The organism is Pedobacter steynii, assembly GCF_900103665.1.
GTDB lineage: Bacteria > Bacteroidota > Bacteroidia > Sphingobacteriales > Sphingobacteriaceae > Pedobacter > Pedobacter steynii.
Window position 1 is genome coordinate 469,123 of sequence record NZ_FNGY01000003.1, and the last position, 18,739, is coordinate 487,861.

Annotated in this window: 12 protein-coding genes; 9 read left to right on the forward strand and 3 right to left on the reverse strand. The window is 40.0% G+C overall.

Annotated elements, in window-relative coordinates:
- Positions 1 to 5 precede the first annotated feature (5 nt).
- The 5 genes from tgt (at position 6) to BLQ87_RS10345 (ending at position 7,034) form a co-directional block, all read left to right on the forward strand.
- Positions 6 to 1,136, forward strand: coding sequence for a tRNA guanosine(34) transglycosylase Tgt (gene tgt / locus BLQ87_RS10325; protein ID WP_074606923.1), 1,131 nt, complete (start codon positions 6 to 8; stop codon positions 1,134 to 1,136).
- Positions 1,137 to 2,240 carry an LptF/LptG family permease gene (locus tag BLQ87_RS10330; RefSeq protein ID WP_083361789.1) on the forward strand — a complete coding sequence of 368 codons (1,104 nt, stop codon included), beginning with the start codon at positions 1,137 to 1,139 and terminating at the stop codon, positions 2,238 to 2,240.
- Positions 2,241 to 3,134, forward strand: coding sequence for a DMT family transporter (locus BLQ87_RS10335; protein WP_074606157.1), 894 nt, complete (start codon positions 2,241 to 2,243; stop codon positions 3,132 to 3,134).
- Positions 3,135 to 4,133: 999 nt separating this feature from the next.
- Positions 4,134 to 6,749: a TolB family protein gene (locus tag BLQ87_RS10340; protein WP_245723832.1), complete on the forward strand. Its 2,616-nt coding sequence runs from the start codon at positions 4,134 to 4,136 to the stop codon at positions 6,747 to 6,749.
- 3 nt (positions 6,750 to 6,752) lie between these two features.
- A complete protein-coding gene (locus BLQ87_RS10345; protein WP_074606161.1) occupies positions 6,753 to 7,034 on the forward strand; it encodes a LapA family protein in 282 nt (93 codons plus the stop codon).
- Between the two features lie 6 nt (positions 7,035 to 7,040).
- Here the strand turns inward: BLQ87_RS10345 and BLQ87_RS10350 are convergent, their stop codons facing one another.
- Positions 7,041 to 7,457, reverse strand: a complete 417-nt coding sequence (locus BLQ87_RS10350; RefSeq protein ID WP_074606162.1) for an OsmC family protein — start codon at positions 7,455 to 7,457, stop codon at positions 7,041 to 7,043.
- A gap of 6 nt (positions 7,458 to 7,463) precedes the next feature.
- The gene (gene ispE, locus BLQ87_RS10355; RefSeq protein ID WP_074606164.1) at positions 7,464 to 8,267 is read right to left on the reverse strand and encodes a 4-(cytidine 5'-diphospho)-2-C-methyl-D-erythritol kinase; all 804 of its coding nucleotides are present in this window, start codon (positions 8,265 to 8,267) and stop codon (positions 7,464 to 7,466) included.
- Positions 8,268 to 8,906: 639 nt separating this feature from the next.
- Here ispE and BLQ87_RS10360 point away from each other — a divergent pair.
- From BLQ87_RS10360 to BLQ87_RS10375, 4 genes are all read left to right on the forward strand, one after another.
- Complete coding sequence (locus BLQ87_RS10360; RefSeq protein WP_074606166.1) at positions 8,907 to 9,701, forward strand: thymidylate synthase; 795 nt, start codon at positions 8,907 to 8,909, stop codon at positions 9,699 to 9,701.
- Entirely contained in the window at positions 9,698 to 10,183 is a 486-nt protein-coding gene (locus tag BLQ87_RS10365; RefSeq protein WP_074606168.1) for a dihydrofolate reductase, read from the forward strand. Before BLQ87_RS10360 ends, BLQ87_RS10365 begins: the two co-directional genes overlap by 4 nt.
- Before the next feature lie 114 nt (positions 10,184 to 10,297).
- On the forward strand, positions 10,298 to 13,258 hold the full coding sequence (gene secDF / locus BLQ87_RS10370; protein ID WP_074606170.1) for a protein translocase subunit SecDF: 2,961 nt from the start codon (positions 10,298 to 10,300) through the stop codon (positions 13,256 to 13,258).
- Between the two features lie 650 nt (positions 13,259 to 13,908).
- A complete protein-coding gene (locus BLQ87_RS10375) occupies positions 13,909 to 14,277 on the forward strand; it encodes a hypothetical protein (protein ID WP_074606172.1) in 369 nt (122 codons plus the stop codon).
- A gap of 357 nt (positions 14,278 to 14,634) precedes the next feature.
- Here the strand turns inward: BLQ87_RS10375 and BLQ87_RS10385 are convergent, their stop codons facing one another.
- Positions 14,635 to 18,735 (reverse strand): RHS repeat domain-containing protein, encoded by a 4,101-nt coding sequence (locus BLQ87_RS10385; protein ID WP_074606176.1) that lies wholly within the window; start codon positions 18,733 to 18,735, stop codon positions 14,635 to 14,637.
- Positions 18,736 to 18,739: the final 4 nt, after the last annotated feature.

Below are 18,739 nucleotides of genomic sequence, written 5' to 3' on the forward strand. Positions count from 1 at the left end.
GATTTATGAAATTTACCTTACAGGCAAACGATACACATTCAAAGGCAAGAGCAGGAACAGTAACAACAGATCACGGAGACATACAAACTCCTATTTTCATGCCCGTAGGCACTGCAGGGACTGTAAAAGCAGTTCATCAACGGGAACTTAAAAATGATATTGACGCCAAGATCATCTTGGGCAATACCTATCATTTATACCTCAGACCAGGCTTAGACATTATAGAAGGCGCCGGTGGATTGCATAAATTCATTGGCTGGGACCGTCCTATTTTAACAGATAGCGGAGGTTATCAGGTTTATTCCCTGAGTAAAGTAAGGAAGATTAAGGAAGAAGGGGTTACTTTCCGTTCACATATCGATGGATCAAAACACCTGTTTACACCGGAATATGCGATGGATATTCAACGGACCATCGGTGCGGATATCATCATGGCTTTTGACGAATGTACGCCTTATCCTTGTGATTATAAATACGCAGCGAATTCTATCAATATGACCCATCGCTGGTTGAAACGTTGCTGCAACAGGTTTGACACAACAGAACCAAAATACGGGTTCAATCAAACCTTATTCCCTATTGTACAGGGATCAGTATACAAAGACCTGAGGAAAAAATCTGCTGAATTTATTGCAGGAATGAACCGTGAGGGAAATGCAATCGGTGGATTATCCGTAGGAGAACCTGCAGAGGAGATGTACGGAATGACAGAAGTAGTATGTGACATTCTTCCGTACGACAAACCAAGATACCTTATGGGTGTAGGAACACCAATTAACATACTGGAAAACATCGCCTTAGGTGTAGATATGTTCGACTGTGTAATGCCTACCAGAAATGCAAGAAACGGAATGTTGTTTACCAGAAATGGCATCATCAACATTGGAAATAAGAAATGGGCAGATGACTTCTCTCCGATTGATGCGGAAAGCGACCTTCATGCAGACCAGGTTTATTCTAAAGCCTATTTAAGACACTTGATGCATTCCAAAGAAATGCTTGGCGCGCAAATTGCAACCTTGCACAACCTGCATTTTTACCTGTGGCTCGTTAAAACGGCCAGGGAAAAAATTATCAGTGGCGAGTTTTACGCCTGGAAGAACAAAATGGTGACTATATTAGGTAATAAATTGTAAATGAACTTCATCAAAGGCAGGATTAAGATTATCGACTGGTATATTATCAGTAAGTATCTGGGTACATTTATATATACCCTGACGCTATTTGTAGTCATCATTGTGATCTTTGACCTTTCAGAGAAACTAGACGATTTTCTCGGCAACAACCTGACCTTCTGGCAAGTGGTTTCCTTATATTATGCGGGCTCTATTCCCTTTTATGTGAATATGCTCTCCCCGCTAATCAATTTTATTGCGGTGATCTTTTTCACCGCAAAAATGGCCGATCAGACGGAAATTGTACCCATATTAAGCGGTGGCGTTAGCTTTAACCGCTTTTTATTGCCTTATTTTATATCTGCATTTATTATTTTTTCCGTTAACCTCGCTTCCAATCTATATATCCTTCCATATACCAATCAGATCAAGAATAACTTCGAAAATACCTTTATAAAGAAGAATGATCCGACCAGTAAGACGGATATCCACATGAAACTGGATGATCATACTTATATCTATATGAGGAGCTTCGACAACAGGAGTAAAGTAGGAAGCCAGTTCTCATTAGATAACTTTAAAGGCGATATTCTGACTAAAAAGATTGTGGCTGATGAGATCAAATGGGACTCACTAAAGCGGTCCTGGAAGCTAACCAACTATTCGGTCAGGAACATAGATAACCTGAAAGAAAGCATGGTCAATGGCGCTACAAAAACAAAAGACACCATTCTGGATATGCGTCCGGACGATTTCTCCGCTTACGATAACGTCTTTGAAAACCTATCCAACAAAGACCTTTCCGATAAGATAAAAAAGGAAAGGATCAGAGGATCTGGGATCATGAACGACCTGCTTTTTGAACGTTACAAACGCTATTTACAACCCTTATCTGCCTTCGTACTCACCCTGATCGGAGTTGCTTTATCCTCCAGAAAGGTCCGCGGAGGGGTTGGACTTCCACTTGGAATAGGTATTATTTTAAGCTTCTGCTATATTGTATTGAATCAATTCGCCAAGATGTTCTCTCTTAAAGGAGGTATTTCACCATTATTAGCTGTTCTCGTACCTACCATATTTTTCGGGTTACTGGGATACTATTTACTCCGAAAAGCACCAAAATAAATGGGCAATCCAGTCGATATTCATTCAAATAGAAACCTGTTAATCTTACACTTTACAGTTTTTATCTGGGGATTTACCGGCATTCTTGGCGCAGTTATTTCTATCAATGCGGTACAATTAGTATGGTACAGGGTACTCATTGCAAGCCTTAGTTTACTGGCTTATTTCTTAATTAGTAAGACAAGTTTAAAAATTTCAAGGAAGCAATTTTTACAGTTTTTCTTTACAGGAAGTATTGTCGCCGCTCACTGGATTCTATTCTTTCATGCCATTAAGGTCTCCACAGTATCCGTTACACTCGTCGCCCTATCTTCTTATACCCTATTTACCGCGATATTAGAGCCCCTGATCAAGAAAAAATCTATTTTAATACCAGATGTGGTCATCGGGTTAATTATGATCCTGGGTATCTATATGGTCTTTAAATTTGAATCAGGCTATACATTGGGTATCATCTTAGGCCTTTTATCTGCGCTGGCCTCTAGTTTATTCGGTACAATCAATTCAACCTTAGTACAAAAAAGCGACCCGAAAATCATCGGTTTTTACGAAATAACCGGTGCTTTTTTCTGGATCACCCTCTACCGTTTGTTCGATAAATCCCTACTTACAGAGTCTTTTAATTTAAGCGTCAGGGACTGGTCTTACCTGCTTTTATTAGGCACCATCTGCACCGCTTTAGCTTATGTTGCAGGGGTATCCGTCATGCGTACGCTATCCGCTTTTCGGGTAGCATTAATCACCAATCTTGAACCTGTTTACGGGATCATCTTAGCCTTCTTATTTTTCGGCACAAAAGAGACCATGTCGGTCGGATTTTATCTCGGTGCAACGTTAATTATTGGAGCTGTATTTCTATACCCAATCTATAAAAAGCGCAGAAATTTAAGCTAGATATTTGTCTACCGGATCTACTACCGGAACTCCAGCTATCTTCCAAAAAACAAGACTAAAAGCAGCTCAAATCCCTCAGAGAAAAGCTGAAATCCAAACCTGTTTCCCTGAATAAACTAAAGACACCAACTCCAACATCAGCATAAGTCAGCTTCAATACCAGCATAAGTCGGGTCCAATATCAGGAAAGAAAACAGGTTAAAATAAAGCCTTAAAATTGCAGTAACAAAATAATAAACAGCCACCAACTCCCCCCTTCAATCCATTAGACAAATCTCGGTAGAAACCCATTAAATTTTCTCCGGAAAGCCTCAGATTCTTCTAGAAATAAGTCAGCAAGAAACCCAAACCCGCGACAAAAAAAACGAGAACACAACGTATAAACCCATCGCAAAATGATGCAGATTGATCGGAATAATGGATGTTATTTTTTTATAAAGCGCTCCCTACCCCGGGGTAGGGGAGAGAAAACCTACCTCAAAATCCAGCAAAATCACCAGGATATTTAAAGACAGAAATCGCAGATTAGCACTCTAAAAACCAAATATAGAAGCCAATATTTATATTGTAACTAATGGTCAAATAGTGTACCTTATGCCCTGATTCTTACCCACCATAATTCAAGGTGAAAATCAACCAACAAACGCTGATTATTCCCTAAAAAAGACGCTAAATCCGAATGTAAATTACCATCAAAAAAGAAACATAAATAAATCAATATCAGTAAAATAACAACTACCAACTAAAATTAAAGATCAGACAACAAAAACCTAATAAAACTAATTATTTTAGCATCTCAAAATAATGACGACAATAGAAAGAAATAAAAAACTAATAATCAGCATAATAACATTATCAGCTTTAAGTTTAATATCACATACAGGCTTTTCTCAGATTTTCAACTCAGAACAAAATCCACCAAGCGTAAAATGGAGACAAATTAACGCTTCAGGATTTAGGATCATCTACCCGGACGAACTGGAGAAGGAAGCCCAAAGAATGACCAACACCTTAAGACACATCTACCCATATGTCGGCGCCAGCATCGGACGAAGGAATACCAGCATTCCGATCCTCTTGCAAAACCAAGGCGTCATTGCCAATGGTTTTGTTCAGTTAGGTCCAAAGAAATCGGAATTCTACACCACCCCTCCTCAGCAATTCGACAGTCAGGATTGGCTGAACAATCTTGCCGTTCATGAACTTCGCCATGTTGCACAATTCGACAAACTGACCGGTGGACAGGCGCATCCTTTTCCTGAAGATGTTTACCTCGCCTGGTTTGGGGTAAGCATTCCACTCTGGTTTTTTGAGGGCGATGCCGTCAGCACAGAAACATCTTTAACCAATGCCGGACGCGGAAGAATACCTTCCTGGATTATGCCCTACCGGACTCAGCTCCTGGAGGGGAAAAAATTCTCCTACAGCAAGGTGAATTTCGACTCGGAGAAAGACCTCACTCCCGGGTATTATCAGCTTGGATATGTCATGGCTTCCAACCTCCGGAAACAGTCGGGAAGAAACATTTTTGACAGCGTCCTGACCGACATCAAACGACGGCCGCTTCGCCCTTACCCTTTCTCCGGAAGCCTAAAAAAATTCAGCGGAAAAGGCAGCAAAGAATGGTTTGACAATACCAGCGAAAACCTCCGGAAAGAATGGGAACTTCAGGCGCAAAAGACACCTTCAAAAAACTACCCTTCCCTCAATAAAAAAGCAAGCTATGCAACCAGCTGGTTCCTCCCTGTAAAAATCAACGACCATCAGCTGCTCACCTTGAAACAAAGCAAATCTGAACCTGCACATTTCGCACTGATCAGTCCGGACAAAAAAGAAAAGAAATTACTTTCCATCGGATACCAGGAACAACCCTGGTTCAGCTATGCCAATGGAGTTGTCGTTTGGGACGAGGTAAGGTACGACCCGAGGTACAGACAGCGGAGTTACAGTGTCATCAGCAGTTATGACCTCCAAAGCGGGCGGACAAAAAAACTCAGCTCGCGCAGCAGACTCTTCTCCCCTGCGTTGTCCGCTGATGCCAAAAAAATTGTCGCGGTACGGTTTGACCTGAGCAATCAGTGTAACCTGGTAGAGATCGACGCCAGCAATGGAAAATTGCTGCACACCTATCCGAATCCGGACAACCTGATTCTTCAAACCCCGGCATACCGGCCGGATGGAGAAGAGGTTGCCTTCGTCTCTGTCAGCGAAAAAGGAAAAGCCTTACGTACCATCGATCGTTCCGGAAAAATCAGCACGCTGATTGCAGAATCTCAACAACAACTGAGCAGGCCGGTTTACTTTCCTCAGGGAATCGCTTTTAACGCGCACTATAACGGGATCGACAACATTTACTGCATAGAGCCCGGCACCAAAAAGATAAGCGCTCTGAGCGCAGCAAAATACGGCGCCTTCAATCCAAGCCTTTCACCAGACGGACAAGCTATCGTTTTCAATAATTATGGCGTTCAGGGTTATGAGATTTCCGAAAGTCCGCTGAAGGCGGAAACGCCAGGAGAAAACAATTTTGTCTTCCTCGGCGCAGCTGCCGCAGCTCAGGAGAACTCAGGCAATGTGTTTTCCGCAATCCCGGACAGCACTTTTGCTTCCAGGCCTTACCATACCCTGGGAAACCTGTTTAAGGTACACAGCATCATTCCGGTAATTGAAGATGAATATCGTGGCGGCCTGCAGATCAACTCAGACAACCTGCTCAGTACCATGAACGCTTTCGCCGGCGTAAATTATTTCCGTGACCTCAACCGTTTCGAATATAACGCAGGGCTAACCTACAAAGGCTTCTATCCCGTACTGAGCGCGGTCTATCGCAACCGGCCAAGAAGGACATTCTACAGCAGTAAATCAGGTGTACAACAGGGCGACTGGCGGGAAAACTATGTCAAGGTTCAGGCTTCCCTTCCCATTAGCCTGAATGCGCTGAACGACAGTTACAATTTCTCGCTGAATACGGCAACCAGCTATACCCAAAGGTACCTCCCTGAAAATATGCCGCAGAACTACATCACGACATTGAAGTTTCCAATGGAGTACAATTTTACTTTTACCCATACCACCCGTCAGTCGGAAAGAGACATTGCACCACAATGGGCACAGATCCTTAGGTTAACTTACCTTCATCAGCCATTTGACAAACAGCTGGGAGGTGATCTTTTTGCCGCAGAAAGTTTTCTTTATTTTCCAGGTATCGCCAGGAATCACTCCTTTCTTGCCAATTTTAGTTTCCAGAGAACCTCAGGAATCAGAAGGTACGACCGGGAGATCAATACCGTCTACGGATACAGCAATATCCTTGCAAGAAACAAACTGAGCAATACTTTACTCCTCAATTACCGTTTTCCAATTGTCTTTCCCGATGCAGAGATCGGCCCCCTCGCTTATATAAGAAATCTTCGCGGAGGTTTATTCTGTCATTATGAAAACCTTGGAGAGGAAACAAATCTGGCGGAACCTAAAACTTTTGGCTTCGAATTGCGTAGTAGTATGAACCTGCTTCGTTACAAACCACTGGTGGATGTTGGGGGAAGGGTCGTTTTTGTCAACAAATTATACAACCAAAACCCTATATTAGAATTAATTTTAAATTATAGCTTTTAAGTCATGCGTACTAAAACAATTTTCATTATCATCTTTACCGTTCTCATTACCATCTTTTTAATGATCAATACAGACGTTGTAGAGTTCAACTTCATATTCGTTAAGAAAGAGATCTCTAAGCTGCTGGTGGTTGGGATATGTACTTTTATTGGCTTTATTCTTGGTTATTGGGCTGGAAGGCCAAAAGTGACGGTAAGCAGCTACGATCAAAAAGAAAATCCCCAGGCAAAACCTGAGGATCATAAAAAATCAATCAGCGATGAAGATCGCGATTATATCAGCTAAAATGTCTTACTGATGAATGGTGTAGCTGAAGTTTATCGTAGCCGAGCGTCCAAGGATATTGGATACCGAGCAATATTTATCAAAGGTAAGTGCCAGAGCACGCTCTACTTTTTGAACATTTAACGCACCATACAATTCAAAATGAATGTCAATGACATCGAAAATCGGAGGCATTTCCTCCGTTTTTCTGCTGGCCTTGATCTTGATTTTCACATCATCCAAAGGCTCCTTTTGCTTGTTTAATACATTGACCATGTCAATCCCACTGCAACCTCCAAGGCCAATCAGCAGCATTTCCATTGGCCTGAAGCCTTTTCCTTCACCACCTATTTCAGGTTTAGCATCCAGTTCCACGGTATGTCCGCCGGAGTTTTCTGCTTCAAAATTAAATTTACCGCTTTTTCTTATCAGGTTGATTTCCATAATTCACTAAACGTTGTAAAATACTTTATTGCTTCTTTCGAGTTCAGGAAGTTTTACCGCTGATCCAAAAATGGCATAAACACAAGATCCGCTTCCACTCATCGAAGCATAGATTGCCCCACTTTGGTAAAGACTGTTTTTTATGCTTTCAATTTCCGGATATTTCAAAAACACTGAGGCCTCAAAATCATTCTTCAGGTTCGCTTTCCACTCACTCAAAGGCAAATGTATTAAATCTTTTAGCGAAGTAATAGGTTTAGTAGACTTTATTCCATCGTAAGCCTCCGCAGTGGAGACATGAACATCAGGTTTAACCAGTACCAAAAAATATTCGCTGAGGTCAATACGAATCTCACTGAACTCATCCCCTTTTCCTTCTGCATAGACCGCCTTGTTCCTGATAAAGAAAGCGCAATCTGCACCAAGCTGCCTTGCATAATTTTCCATCTGCTCCTGCGAAAGGGACAATTTGAATTTATCATTCCATAGCTTGATCAGGAAAGCTGCATCAGCAGAACCTCCGCCAAGCCCCGCCCCTATTGGAATATTTTTCAGCAAACAGAGGTGCTGTGCAGGAAGGTCAAAATCTTTCTTCAACAAATGATAAGCTTTGAGGCAGATGTTATCTTCAGTACTGCCGGGAATGTCCGTACCGCGAATGGTACAACTTACAACATCGGCATCCAGTGTCTCGACGACATCGTAAATCTTTACCGGATAAAAAATGGTTTCCAGGTTATGATAACCGTCTGCACGTTTTCCGGTAACATGCAACCCAAGGTTGATTTTGGCGTTGGCAAATGCAAGCATTGATTTTCTGATTGTGTCGCAAACTTACGTAAATGAGGACAAAAGATTACCAAACGGCAATCTTTTGTCTGTAAACGAATCTTAGGGATACGCGCCTTATAGGCGCTTGGAAGTCTCCTAATACGCTCCTGACACGCTCTTAGGTTGGAAGGTAATTGGAAGGATATTGGGAAGTTGTTCGGAGTAGTTCAAAGGTTATTTCAACTTTTCAATATCCTTCCAATTACCTGCCAATAACCTTCCAGGTAAGGAGCCTTCCCGGAGCGTTACAGGAGTGATATACTCCGCTGTCTTATAAGGCTTTGACCTTACCTTATACGTCTTTTACCTTACAGAAAAATGGAACGTAAATTGGATTTATGATGACATGATGTAAACTCAGGGCAGGAACGGCTAAAGCGAACCCGTAAAATACATCCCGAAAAAAAGAACCGATTTCAACAATGCTCAATTATTATTTTTTAATTTTGCACGGTCCTATGAAACCATCATTATCTTACAGATCACCTAACGAAATGAATATAAAAGATCATGATAGCTTCATTACCATTAAAAAACAAATATATTCTGATGAAAACCAGGAGAACCGTAGTATCTTGCGGTGAAGCATTGGAGAAAGAAAAAGGAGCTTAACAATACATGAAACAATATTTAGATTTAATGCAGCATGTGCTGGATCAGGGCGCACAGAAGCATGACCGGACGGGAACAGGAACCATTAGTGTATTTGGCTATCAGATGAGGTTTAACCTTCAGGAAGGCTTTCCAATGGTCACCACTAAGAAATTACACTTAAAATCCATTATCCATGAACTGATCTGGTTCCTGAGTGGAGATACCAATATAAAATACCTGAAAGATAACGGGGTAAAGATCTGGGATGAATGGGCAGATGCCGATGGAAATCTTGGACCAGTATATGGCTCGCAATGGAGGTCATGGCCAACACCTGATGGCCGGAAGATCGATCAGATCAGTCAGATCATCAACACCATCAAAAACAATCCGGATTCCAGAAGAATTATTGTCTCCGCATGGAACGTAGCAGATATTGAAGACATGGCCTTACCTCCATGCCATGCTTTTTTTCAGTTTTATGTAGCAGATGGCAAATTAAGCTGCCAGTTATACCAAAGAAGTGCAGATATCTTTTTGGGAGTTCCATTTAATATTGCATCTTACGCCTTATTGACCATGATGGTTGCCCAGGTATGCGGACTTCAATACGGAGATTTCATTCATACCCTTGGAGATGCCCATTTGTACAACAACCATATTGAACAGGCCAGACTGCAATTGAGCAGGGAGCCGAAAAAATTACCACTAATGAAGATTAACCCTGAGGTCAAAGACCTGCTGGATTTCAAATTTGAAGATTTCACACTGGAAGGTTATGAGCCACATCCTCATATTAAAGGAGCTGTTGCCGTATGATCCTTTCCATAGTAGTCGCCATTGCCGAAAATAACGCTATTGGCAAAGACAACCAGTTATTATGGCACCTTCCTGCCGACTTAAAGCATTTCAAAGACATCACCAGCGGACATACCATCATCATGGGAAGAAAAACCTATGATTCCATTGGCAGGCCCCTTCCTAACCGTCGTAATATTGTAATTACAAGAAACACGGAACTGAATTTGCCTGGAACCGAAGTGACCAACAGGCTGGACGAAGCCTTAAAGCTTTGTGCTACCGAGGAAGAAGTATTCATCATTGGTGGTGCCGAACTCTACAAACATGCACTGGAGGTAACAGACAGGATTTACCTCACCAGAGTACACCAAGCCTTTGAAGCGGATACTTTTTTTCCGGAAATAGCGCCTGGAACCTGGAATGAAACAAGTATAGAAAATCATCAGCCAGATGAAAAAAATGGGCTTGCTTATACGTTTTCAACGCTTGAACGCAAATAGTTAAGTCCCCATAATAAAAACTTTAATAACGTGGCCTATTATTTAAAAAAATAATTAGATTTGCCGACTTGTTAAAAAAATATATAGCTTATATAGACTAATAATTACAAACAAATGCAGGGTAAAGGTTTTATTAAATTTATGGCAATACTTTTAGGTATTGTCTGTGTGTATTCTCTCTCATTCAACTTTGTCACTTCGAAAGTTGAAAAAGACGCAAAAGCTTATGCTAAAGGGAATGTGGATAAGGAAAAAGCTTATTTAGACTCCATGGCCACAGTGCCGGTGTATCCTGTTTTTGGATTTAACTACCAGTTCTGTAAAGAAAAAGAAATTAACCTTGGGCTAGACCTTAAAGGTGGTATGAACGTAACGATGGAGATCTCGTTATCTGAATTGGTTAAATCTTTAGCCGGCAATACCGATGATGCTAATTTCAACAAAGCATTATCTACTGCACAAACACAACTAAACGCAGGTGGAAAAGATTTCATCGCTTTATTTGTGGATGAATTCGAAAAACTTTCTCCAAATGTGAAGTTAGCCGATTTCTTCTCCAATCAGGACAACGCCAAATTGCTTAAAGCGAACGCAAGCAATTCAGAGGTAAAAAATTATTTGTCGAAAGAAGCGACAAGTGCGATCGACCGTTCCTTCATCATTATCAGAAGCCGTATCGATGGTTTCGGTGTGGTAAGTCCGAACATGCAGAAACAAGAAGGTACCAACCGTATCCTGATTGAGATGCCAGGTGTTCAGGATAAAGAAAGGGTTCACAAATTATTGCAAGGTTCTGCAGAACTACAGTTCTGGCAGGTATACAACAATGAGGAAGTGTACTCGATCATGGAGAACATCAACAAAACACTTGCTTCAACTTTGAAAATTGCGGAAACTGCTGCTCCGGCAACAGCTACAGACACTGCGGCTAAATCTGAAAGTAAACTTGCAGGTCTGGCTAAAAATAAAGACACTAAAGATTCAGCATCTGTAAAAACGAAAGAACTTACAAAATCGAATCCTTTATTCGCAGTATTAAACGTTCCTACTTACCAGGGAGAAAACGGACAGACTTCATTGCGTCCGGGACCAGTGGTAGGTTGGGTAGCTCAAAAAGATACTGCTAAAGTAAACGCTTACTTCAAAAGACCGGAAATTGCTTCTATCATTCCTCAGAGCTTCAAGTTCATGTGGAGTGTTAAACCAATGGACGTAACCACCACTAATGGTGCTAAAGTTTTTGAATTGTATGCAATCAAAGCAACAGCTATGGATGGCAAGCCAGACTTAGGTGGTGATGCGATCAGCGATGCCCGTCATGATTACGATCAGAAAGGCAGACCGGAAGTAACCATGTACATGACTGGTGACGGTGCTACAAAATGGAAAAAAATTACAGCTGAAGCTGCGGCAGATCCAAACAATAAAAAATCTATTGCAATCGTATTAGACAATACCGTTTACTCTGCTCCTACTGTTCAGAACGAAATCCCTAACGGTATCTCTTCTATCACCGGTAACTTTACCGTGAATGATACTCAGGATTTGGCAAACATCTTAAAAGCAGGTAAACTTCCTGCCCCTGCAAGAATCGTTGGTGAGTTCGTTGTTGGTCCTTCATTAGGACAAGCAGCAATTGACAACGGTTTACTGTCATTTGTCCTTGCCTTTATCGTGATCTTAGTCTTCATGGCTTTATATTACAACAAAGCAGGATGGGTAGCTAACCTTGCATTGGTGATCAACTTATTCTTCATCATGGGAATCCTGGTTTCACTGGGTGCAGTATTAACCTTGCCAGGTATCGCAGGTATCGTATTGGTAATCGGTTTATCCGTAGATGCGAACATCCTGATCTTTGAACGTGTAAGGGAAGAGCTGACTTTAGGAAAGCCAACACCTGTTGCGATCAAAGAAGGTTTCAAACATGCGATGTCTTCTATCATTGACTCCAACGCTACCGTATTGGTATTGGGTGCTATTCTTTTTCTTTTCGGAACAGGCCCGGTTCAAGGTTTTGCAACAACGCTTTGTATTGGTATCCTTTCTTCTCTATTCTGTGCAGTATTAATCTCGCGTTTGGTATTCGAATGGTTATTGGAGAAAAAATCAAATATTACTTTTGGTAATAAACACACGATTCACGCTTTCAAAAACATTGCGTTTAATTTCGTTGGACATAGAAAAGTTTATTATGCAATCTCTACCGCAATCATCGTTCTTGGTTTCATCTTCTATTTCAAAAATGGCGGATTAAACTTGGGTATCGACTTTAAAGGTGGTAGAACTTATATCGTTCACTTCGACAAAGGAATGCACACTGAAGATGTTAAATCTAAATTAGCAGAAGTATTCCCTGAATCTGAAACCATTGTTAAAACTGCAGGTGCAAATAATGAATTAAAAATTACTACCACCTACCACATCACTGATCAGGATAACGGAGCCGACAAACTTGTTGAAAAAGCATTGAAGGATGGCTTGGCTAAAACAGGTGTTAATTATACTATTGAAAGTAATGAGAAGGTAGGACCAATCATAGCAAGTGACATTGTTTACAAGGCTTATGGTGCAATTCTATTCTCTTGTCTAGTGATGTTTATCTATATCGTGATCAGGTTTAGGAAACTAAACTACGGTCTGGGAGCAGTAATCGCATTATTCCATGATGTGTTACTGGTACTTTCATTCTATACGATCTTAGATGGTGTTTTACCATTCTCTTTAGAGATCGGACAGGATTTCATCGCGGCGATCTTAACGGTAATGGGTTATACCATGACAGAGACGGTTGTTGTATTTGACCGTATCCGTGAGAAACTTGCAGAAAGCGGAAAAGAAGATTTACATGGTGAAGAACGTAATAAGCTGATCAATTTTGCCCTAAACAGCACATTAAGTCGTACTATTTTGACTTCATTAACTGTATTCTTCGTATTACTTGTGATCTTCATCTTCGGTGGAGCAAGTATACGTGGGTTTATCTTTGCCTTATTGATCGGTCGTATCATCGGTACATATTCTTCATTGTGTATCTCTACTCCGATTGTAATTGACTTAGGAAAGAATAAGTAAGAAACTATAATCCTAGAAAAGGAAGCCACTTAGAAAGAGGCTCTTTAATTAGGAGCATCTAAAGCGATCAAGTAAAATATGATTTTTTACTTGATCGCTTTTTTATTACCCATATATTTTGTGAGTACCTGCGAGATATACAAAAAAGCCAGCATCCCTATTGCAATCAAACTTGTCTTCTTCCGGTTTAAAGCTTTGGGCTATGAAAGTATTCAGCTAAACCACTATCTTTAAATTCTGATCGTCTTTGTTTTTCAATCTAAGGTTTTCCTTGCCAAAACAGACCGAATTTCCAATGACAGTATCTCTCTCGGTTCCATTGTCCTGACTCATTTCCAAAAGCATTGGCAGCTCAGTACCATTACCTTTTACGCCTGAGGGTAAACAATTACAGCTGTAATGATACGTTTCTCTGTCATGACCAGATGAGGCTTGCAGTTAGACAAGCCATAAAGCATCTAAAATGAACAGATTACATTATTATTGAACGAATATCCAAAGGATTTTTTAAATCGATTTTAAGATAAAAAACGAGTAGTAGACCATATAGAGGGATGATTATAGATTTAACGAGAAAATAATAAATAAAGCCCGGTCAAAATAACAATATTCTTCAGGACTTTATTTATCTTCAACATAAAATAAAAACCATGAAAACTACAATTAACGCGCTCATTTTCCTAATTGGATTCACCTATAACTTAAAAGCACAAAGCTCATCACAAGCCAAGCAAATCAGATCACAAAAGGATGCTACAACAAAGCTCCAGGAATTACAGATCAAATTAAATCTGAGTGACCAGCAGAAAGATAGTCTTTACAGTATATTTTTCAACCAGAACATCCTTGCCGATAGTATTAAAAGTCCCGGAGTAATTAATAACCCGGTTAAAAAGCTGCAGTTTAGTTCACTTATTAAAAAAGGGAATTTAAGAATAGACAGTCTCCTGAACCCAGCGCAAAAACAGCTTTATATCCAATGGAGACAAGAACGTAGGTTATCTGCTAAGAAAAATTAAAATCTTCCAAAAGACAGCTTATCCACTCCGTCTTTTTTGTTATTAGCTATTCACAGTAGTTCAAACTGAATTACCTATTCTCGATAGAGCTAATCCCCGCTAAAGCAAAACAGGACCACTTTAAATGGCTTGTAATATCTGTATGATAATAATTACAATCAGAATCACCATAAATCCTGTGATTCGATTTTGATATTCATCAATTTTAATCACGGAAGAGAAGTCAGATCTACTTCTCTTCTTTTTTGGTTGTATGCCTAGCGACCTTAATAAAAAAAAATAAAATTTTCTTACACAATAACCAACCCCTCCCAAAAACCATTTCCCAATTAGGATAGATAGAATATCATACATATTTTATTTCTTTTTGTCATTGCTGCTATTATTCTTCAACGTAGTAGCACCTTTTTTAGCTATCGTCGTTATCTTGGCAAAGTTAGTCACTTTGTTTACCACTTTTAACAACGTTCCACGGGTTGCCTGTGGAAGTCTGGAAATAGCGGTCCCAGATATCACCGATGAGAATTTGATGACATTCATTTTCGGAATTAGCTGAACAGCTTTTCCAAAAGGGAATATAGATGTACCTGAATTAATAAATGCACCGATTCTTTCAGTTGATATCGAAGCCCTACCATTTAAATGACTCTGTGATGAACCTGGTACGAGGGATCCAAAGCCTAAATAAAACCCATCTGCTGTATTATATGTCATTTCCGCAATCCAATGATCAGAATCACTCCATTTATCGACCAGATCTGGTTCATATGAAGCAATGGTTCCATTTGGATAAAATTTACCACCATGATCACCTGCGCCGAAGTCCAAAGCCCGAATAATATTCACCTCGCCAGGAGAATGGTCATTAACAACCTTACTAATGTAATATTGCCCCTTACGATCTCCACTTTCAGCTCTTTTAAATTTACCGCTAAATCCCGATGCCAGCCATTTTGCAAATCCATGCCAAAAATCATATCCTCCATCAGGATCCACTTTATTGACCGGGTTATTACCCATGCTGAGATAAGGAGAAGAATATTGCCCTGCCGGATCAACGCTCATCCATCGACCAATTTCCGGATCATACATCCTGAGTTCAAAACTATTCCATCCGGTTTCTTTATCTGCATCTGCATATTGTCCCTGAAAACCGTTCCTATAGTCATTTCCGCCCTGTAAAGTTAACGGTGTTCCAAATGGATAATAGTCTGAATAATAAACGACGTCTGCCTGTCCGTTACTCAGCTTATTGCTGTTAATAACAACACGAACATTACCAAGATTATCGCTGAACTCATATTGATAATTATTGCCCGTCCGCTTATAATACCCTATCCTCGAATCGGCATATACAGGAATTTCTTTTTGTAGTAACACACCTCCCTCATTATCATAAATTGCAAGAGGCTCTCCTCCAGCATCCACCACATAATAAGTTGTTATATTCTGCAAATGATCCGTTTTCCGAATTCGAATCCCGGCTTCATCATATGCAAAAGAGACCTTGAGTTGCAACCGTGCTTCGTCTGAGTATATGGCAACGATATTGCCGTTGGCATCATAGTTAAGAAAATAGCCCTGCCCATTATGCTCAGTCTGCCCTATCATTTGCCCTAAATCATTATAATTATAATTAGCATGGTTGTCAACACTACCTAGTTTGTTTGTGTTTACCTCATAATTGTAGGCCATATTTTTAGCATTACCGGAAGCATTACTTCGACTCATAGACTTTATATTTCCGTTGGGATCGTAGCTGAGGTTATATTCTTTATTTGAATTTAAGATCTCTGTAAATGAACCAGTTTCGAAATTAGGAACACCATACTTATTGCTATTAAACTGATATTTATTATCGAACTCATAAGTTGCCATTACCGGATTATTTACCGCGTTCCCATAAGCCGAAATAATACCATTGGGTTTTTGACTCCGCCAACTCTGTCCAACAATATTACCGTCATAAAATGTTTTACTGGTATTAGTAGATAAACTGTTAATACCAGTCCCATTACGCACATAATCACCATTGAAATATTCAAGCGTCATTCCAAACACATCCGCAGCGAAATTATTCTGTATCCCATCTTTTCCCGGGTCAAGATTTTTATCCGGATGATTAACCCCTTTAAGAGCCCCCTGTGCTGTATAAATATAGTCTATGCCCTGAAGGTTATCTCCTACTTCTATCCTTTTTAACGGACCATGAAGATAATACTGATAATTAGCCTGTTGTTTTTTATTGGTTCCATTGGTACTCGTCTGAACATTCAATAAACGTTGATCAACATCATATTCATAATGGTGATAAAAGCTTTCTGCAGCAATATCCTTTTGATAGGCAACCTTAGTAATATTACCCAAAAAATCATAAGTATAATCAATAGTTTTTACACCTAAACCATTGATTTGTTTTATGAGCCAAGTTACTCTACTTTGTTCGTCATAGCTATACCAGGTTTTACTTACCGAGTTCTCAGTCCAGGAAACAGAATTTTCGACAAAGTTTTGTTGGTACGCCGTTAACCCATGACTACTATCACTCGAATCATAATGAATACGTGTCCAATCCTTCTTTACTCCTCCTCCAAGCCCACCTTCGCTATCTGTATTTTCAAGCAAAGCGTAATTAGTTTTCGCTGACTCAAAGCTGATACTTCCAGGGAGATACTCGCCCGATTCTATTGCCCGCCCGACATCATCATAGTTAGTATAGGAGAACCTCCCATTTTTTCTCTGTTCAGCATTCTGGCTAAACCTGACTTTACCATCTTTTCGATAAATAAGCTCCATAACACCTGCATCAGTTGTTTTTAAGGAAGTGAGTCGTCCCTGCTTATCGTAAGTGGAAAAATTAATAAACGGTATCTGCTCTTTTGAGCCATAAGCCGAAATACCATTTGAAATAAGTTGCTGAACACCATTTGGGGCAATTGACGCAACAAGTTCCCCTTTTATATTATAAAAATTATAGCTGATATCACTATACCCGGCAGTATAACTAATATGAGGAGTTCCACTGGTTGCGACAGCCTTATATAACCCCGCCGGCAAATTATTATAGTCTGTTACAATCGTATTACTGACCAAATTTGTCAATGCAATACTTCCACCTACCACTCCAACAGTTCCAGATTGAGCTAAACCAAAATAGTGGAAATCCTGTCCTATCTGAGGTAAAGAAGTATTGATTTTGGAAGGGCATTCGTTACAGATTAAATCTGTCCCGCTACTATAAACCACACCATAAGAAACGTTAAATACTTGATTGGATTTTAATTGATAGATATGCGAAGAATTTATAAAAGCAGGGGGAACAAAATCTTTAACATCGCCACTATATACCAGTACATTATTGTCGTAAACCTTCAGTTTGCCAGAACCTTTAATACGGATGCCATTTAAATAATCTCCGGTATTTCCATCCAAAGTAAACTGTTCTTTATAAGAAGTAAGGTCAATTGTATTATTTACTGTTAACCAATTACCCGGCAACGCGGTCATCAAAGGATTTCCATCTTTATTACTTATCGTAATTCCCCAATTACCTTGTGGATCCCGGCCAATACTTTCAGCAGCTACACCAGTCATATCGACCTGACCAATTCCCCCCATATCTGTCTCATTAAAAAACTTATTCCGAATGCTCATATAATTATTGAGTTGCTGCAGAACAGCAAAACTGCTCCCATAACTCTCATGGCCACTTCCCATTCGCAATAATTCACCTGGCCCCGCACTTCTGGATGACTCTCCACTACCATCCTTAAAATAGTCTTCTCTTGAATAAGGGTACGAAGTAATGGGTACATAATTATCCCATGAATTATTATTGCTGTAATACCACCCTAAGGTTCCTTCCTGTATTGCAGCAACAGGGTCGGGATTATTTAACTTAACATCTGTATCAAAATTATTTACATTATACCTTTCTCCTGAAGAATTTTTCACGAAATCAGGTTTGTAATTAAAGCCACTACTATTTATTGGGGCAGTTAAAGTTTGTAGGGCTGCGCGACCAAAACGATCATAAATTGCTTGTGATCCTAACACATGTTTTGTGCTAAAACTCTTACTTTGGCTTTGGAGTTGAACACCGCTTAAATCAAAAAAGGTTTTGCTTTCAGCAATCGTATCACCATTAAGGTTAAAACTACGGCTAATGACCCAATTAAGCTCCTGATTAGCACTGGCTATATTCGGAGGCACAGGATAGATATTTCCCGTTTCAATCTTAATAATCACATCAGAACCACTCTCCGAATGGAAACCTGGCAAAAGTGTAACTGACTTATTACTGGTTACGCGAAGGGATTGACCAGCTCTGATTATTTTTGAACCTCCTGATTGTACAGGCAGTACTACCGGAGCAGCACTCTTGATCACCTCCTGAGCATTTGCAGAAAGCAGGAGTATAGATAAACAGGTCGTTGATAATAATTTAATACATTTCATATTG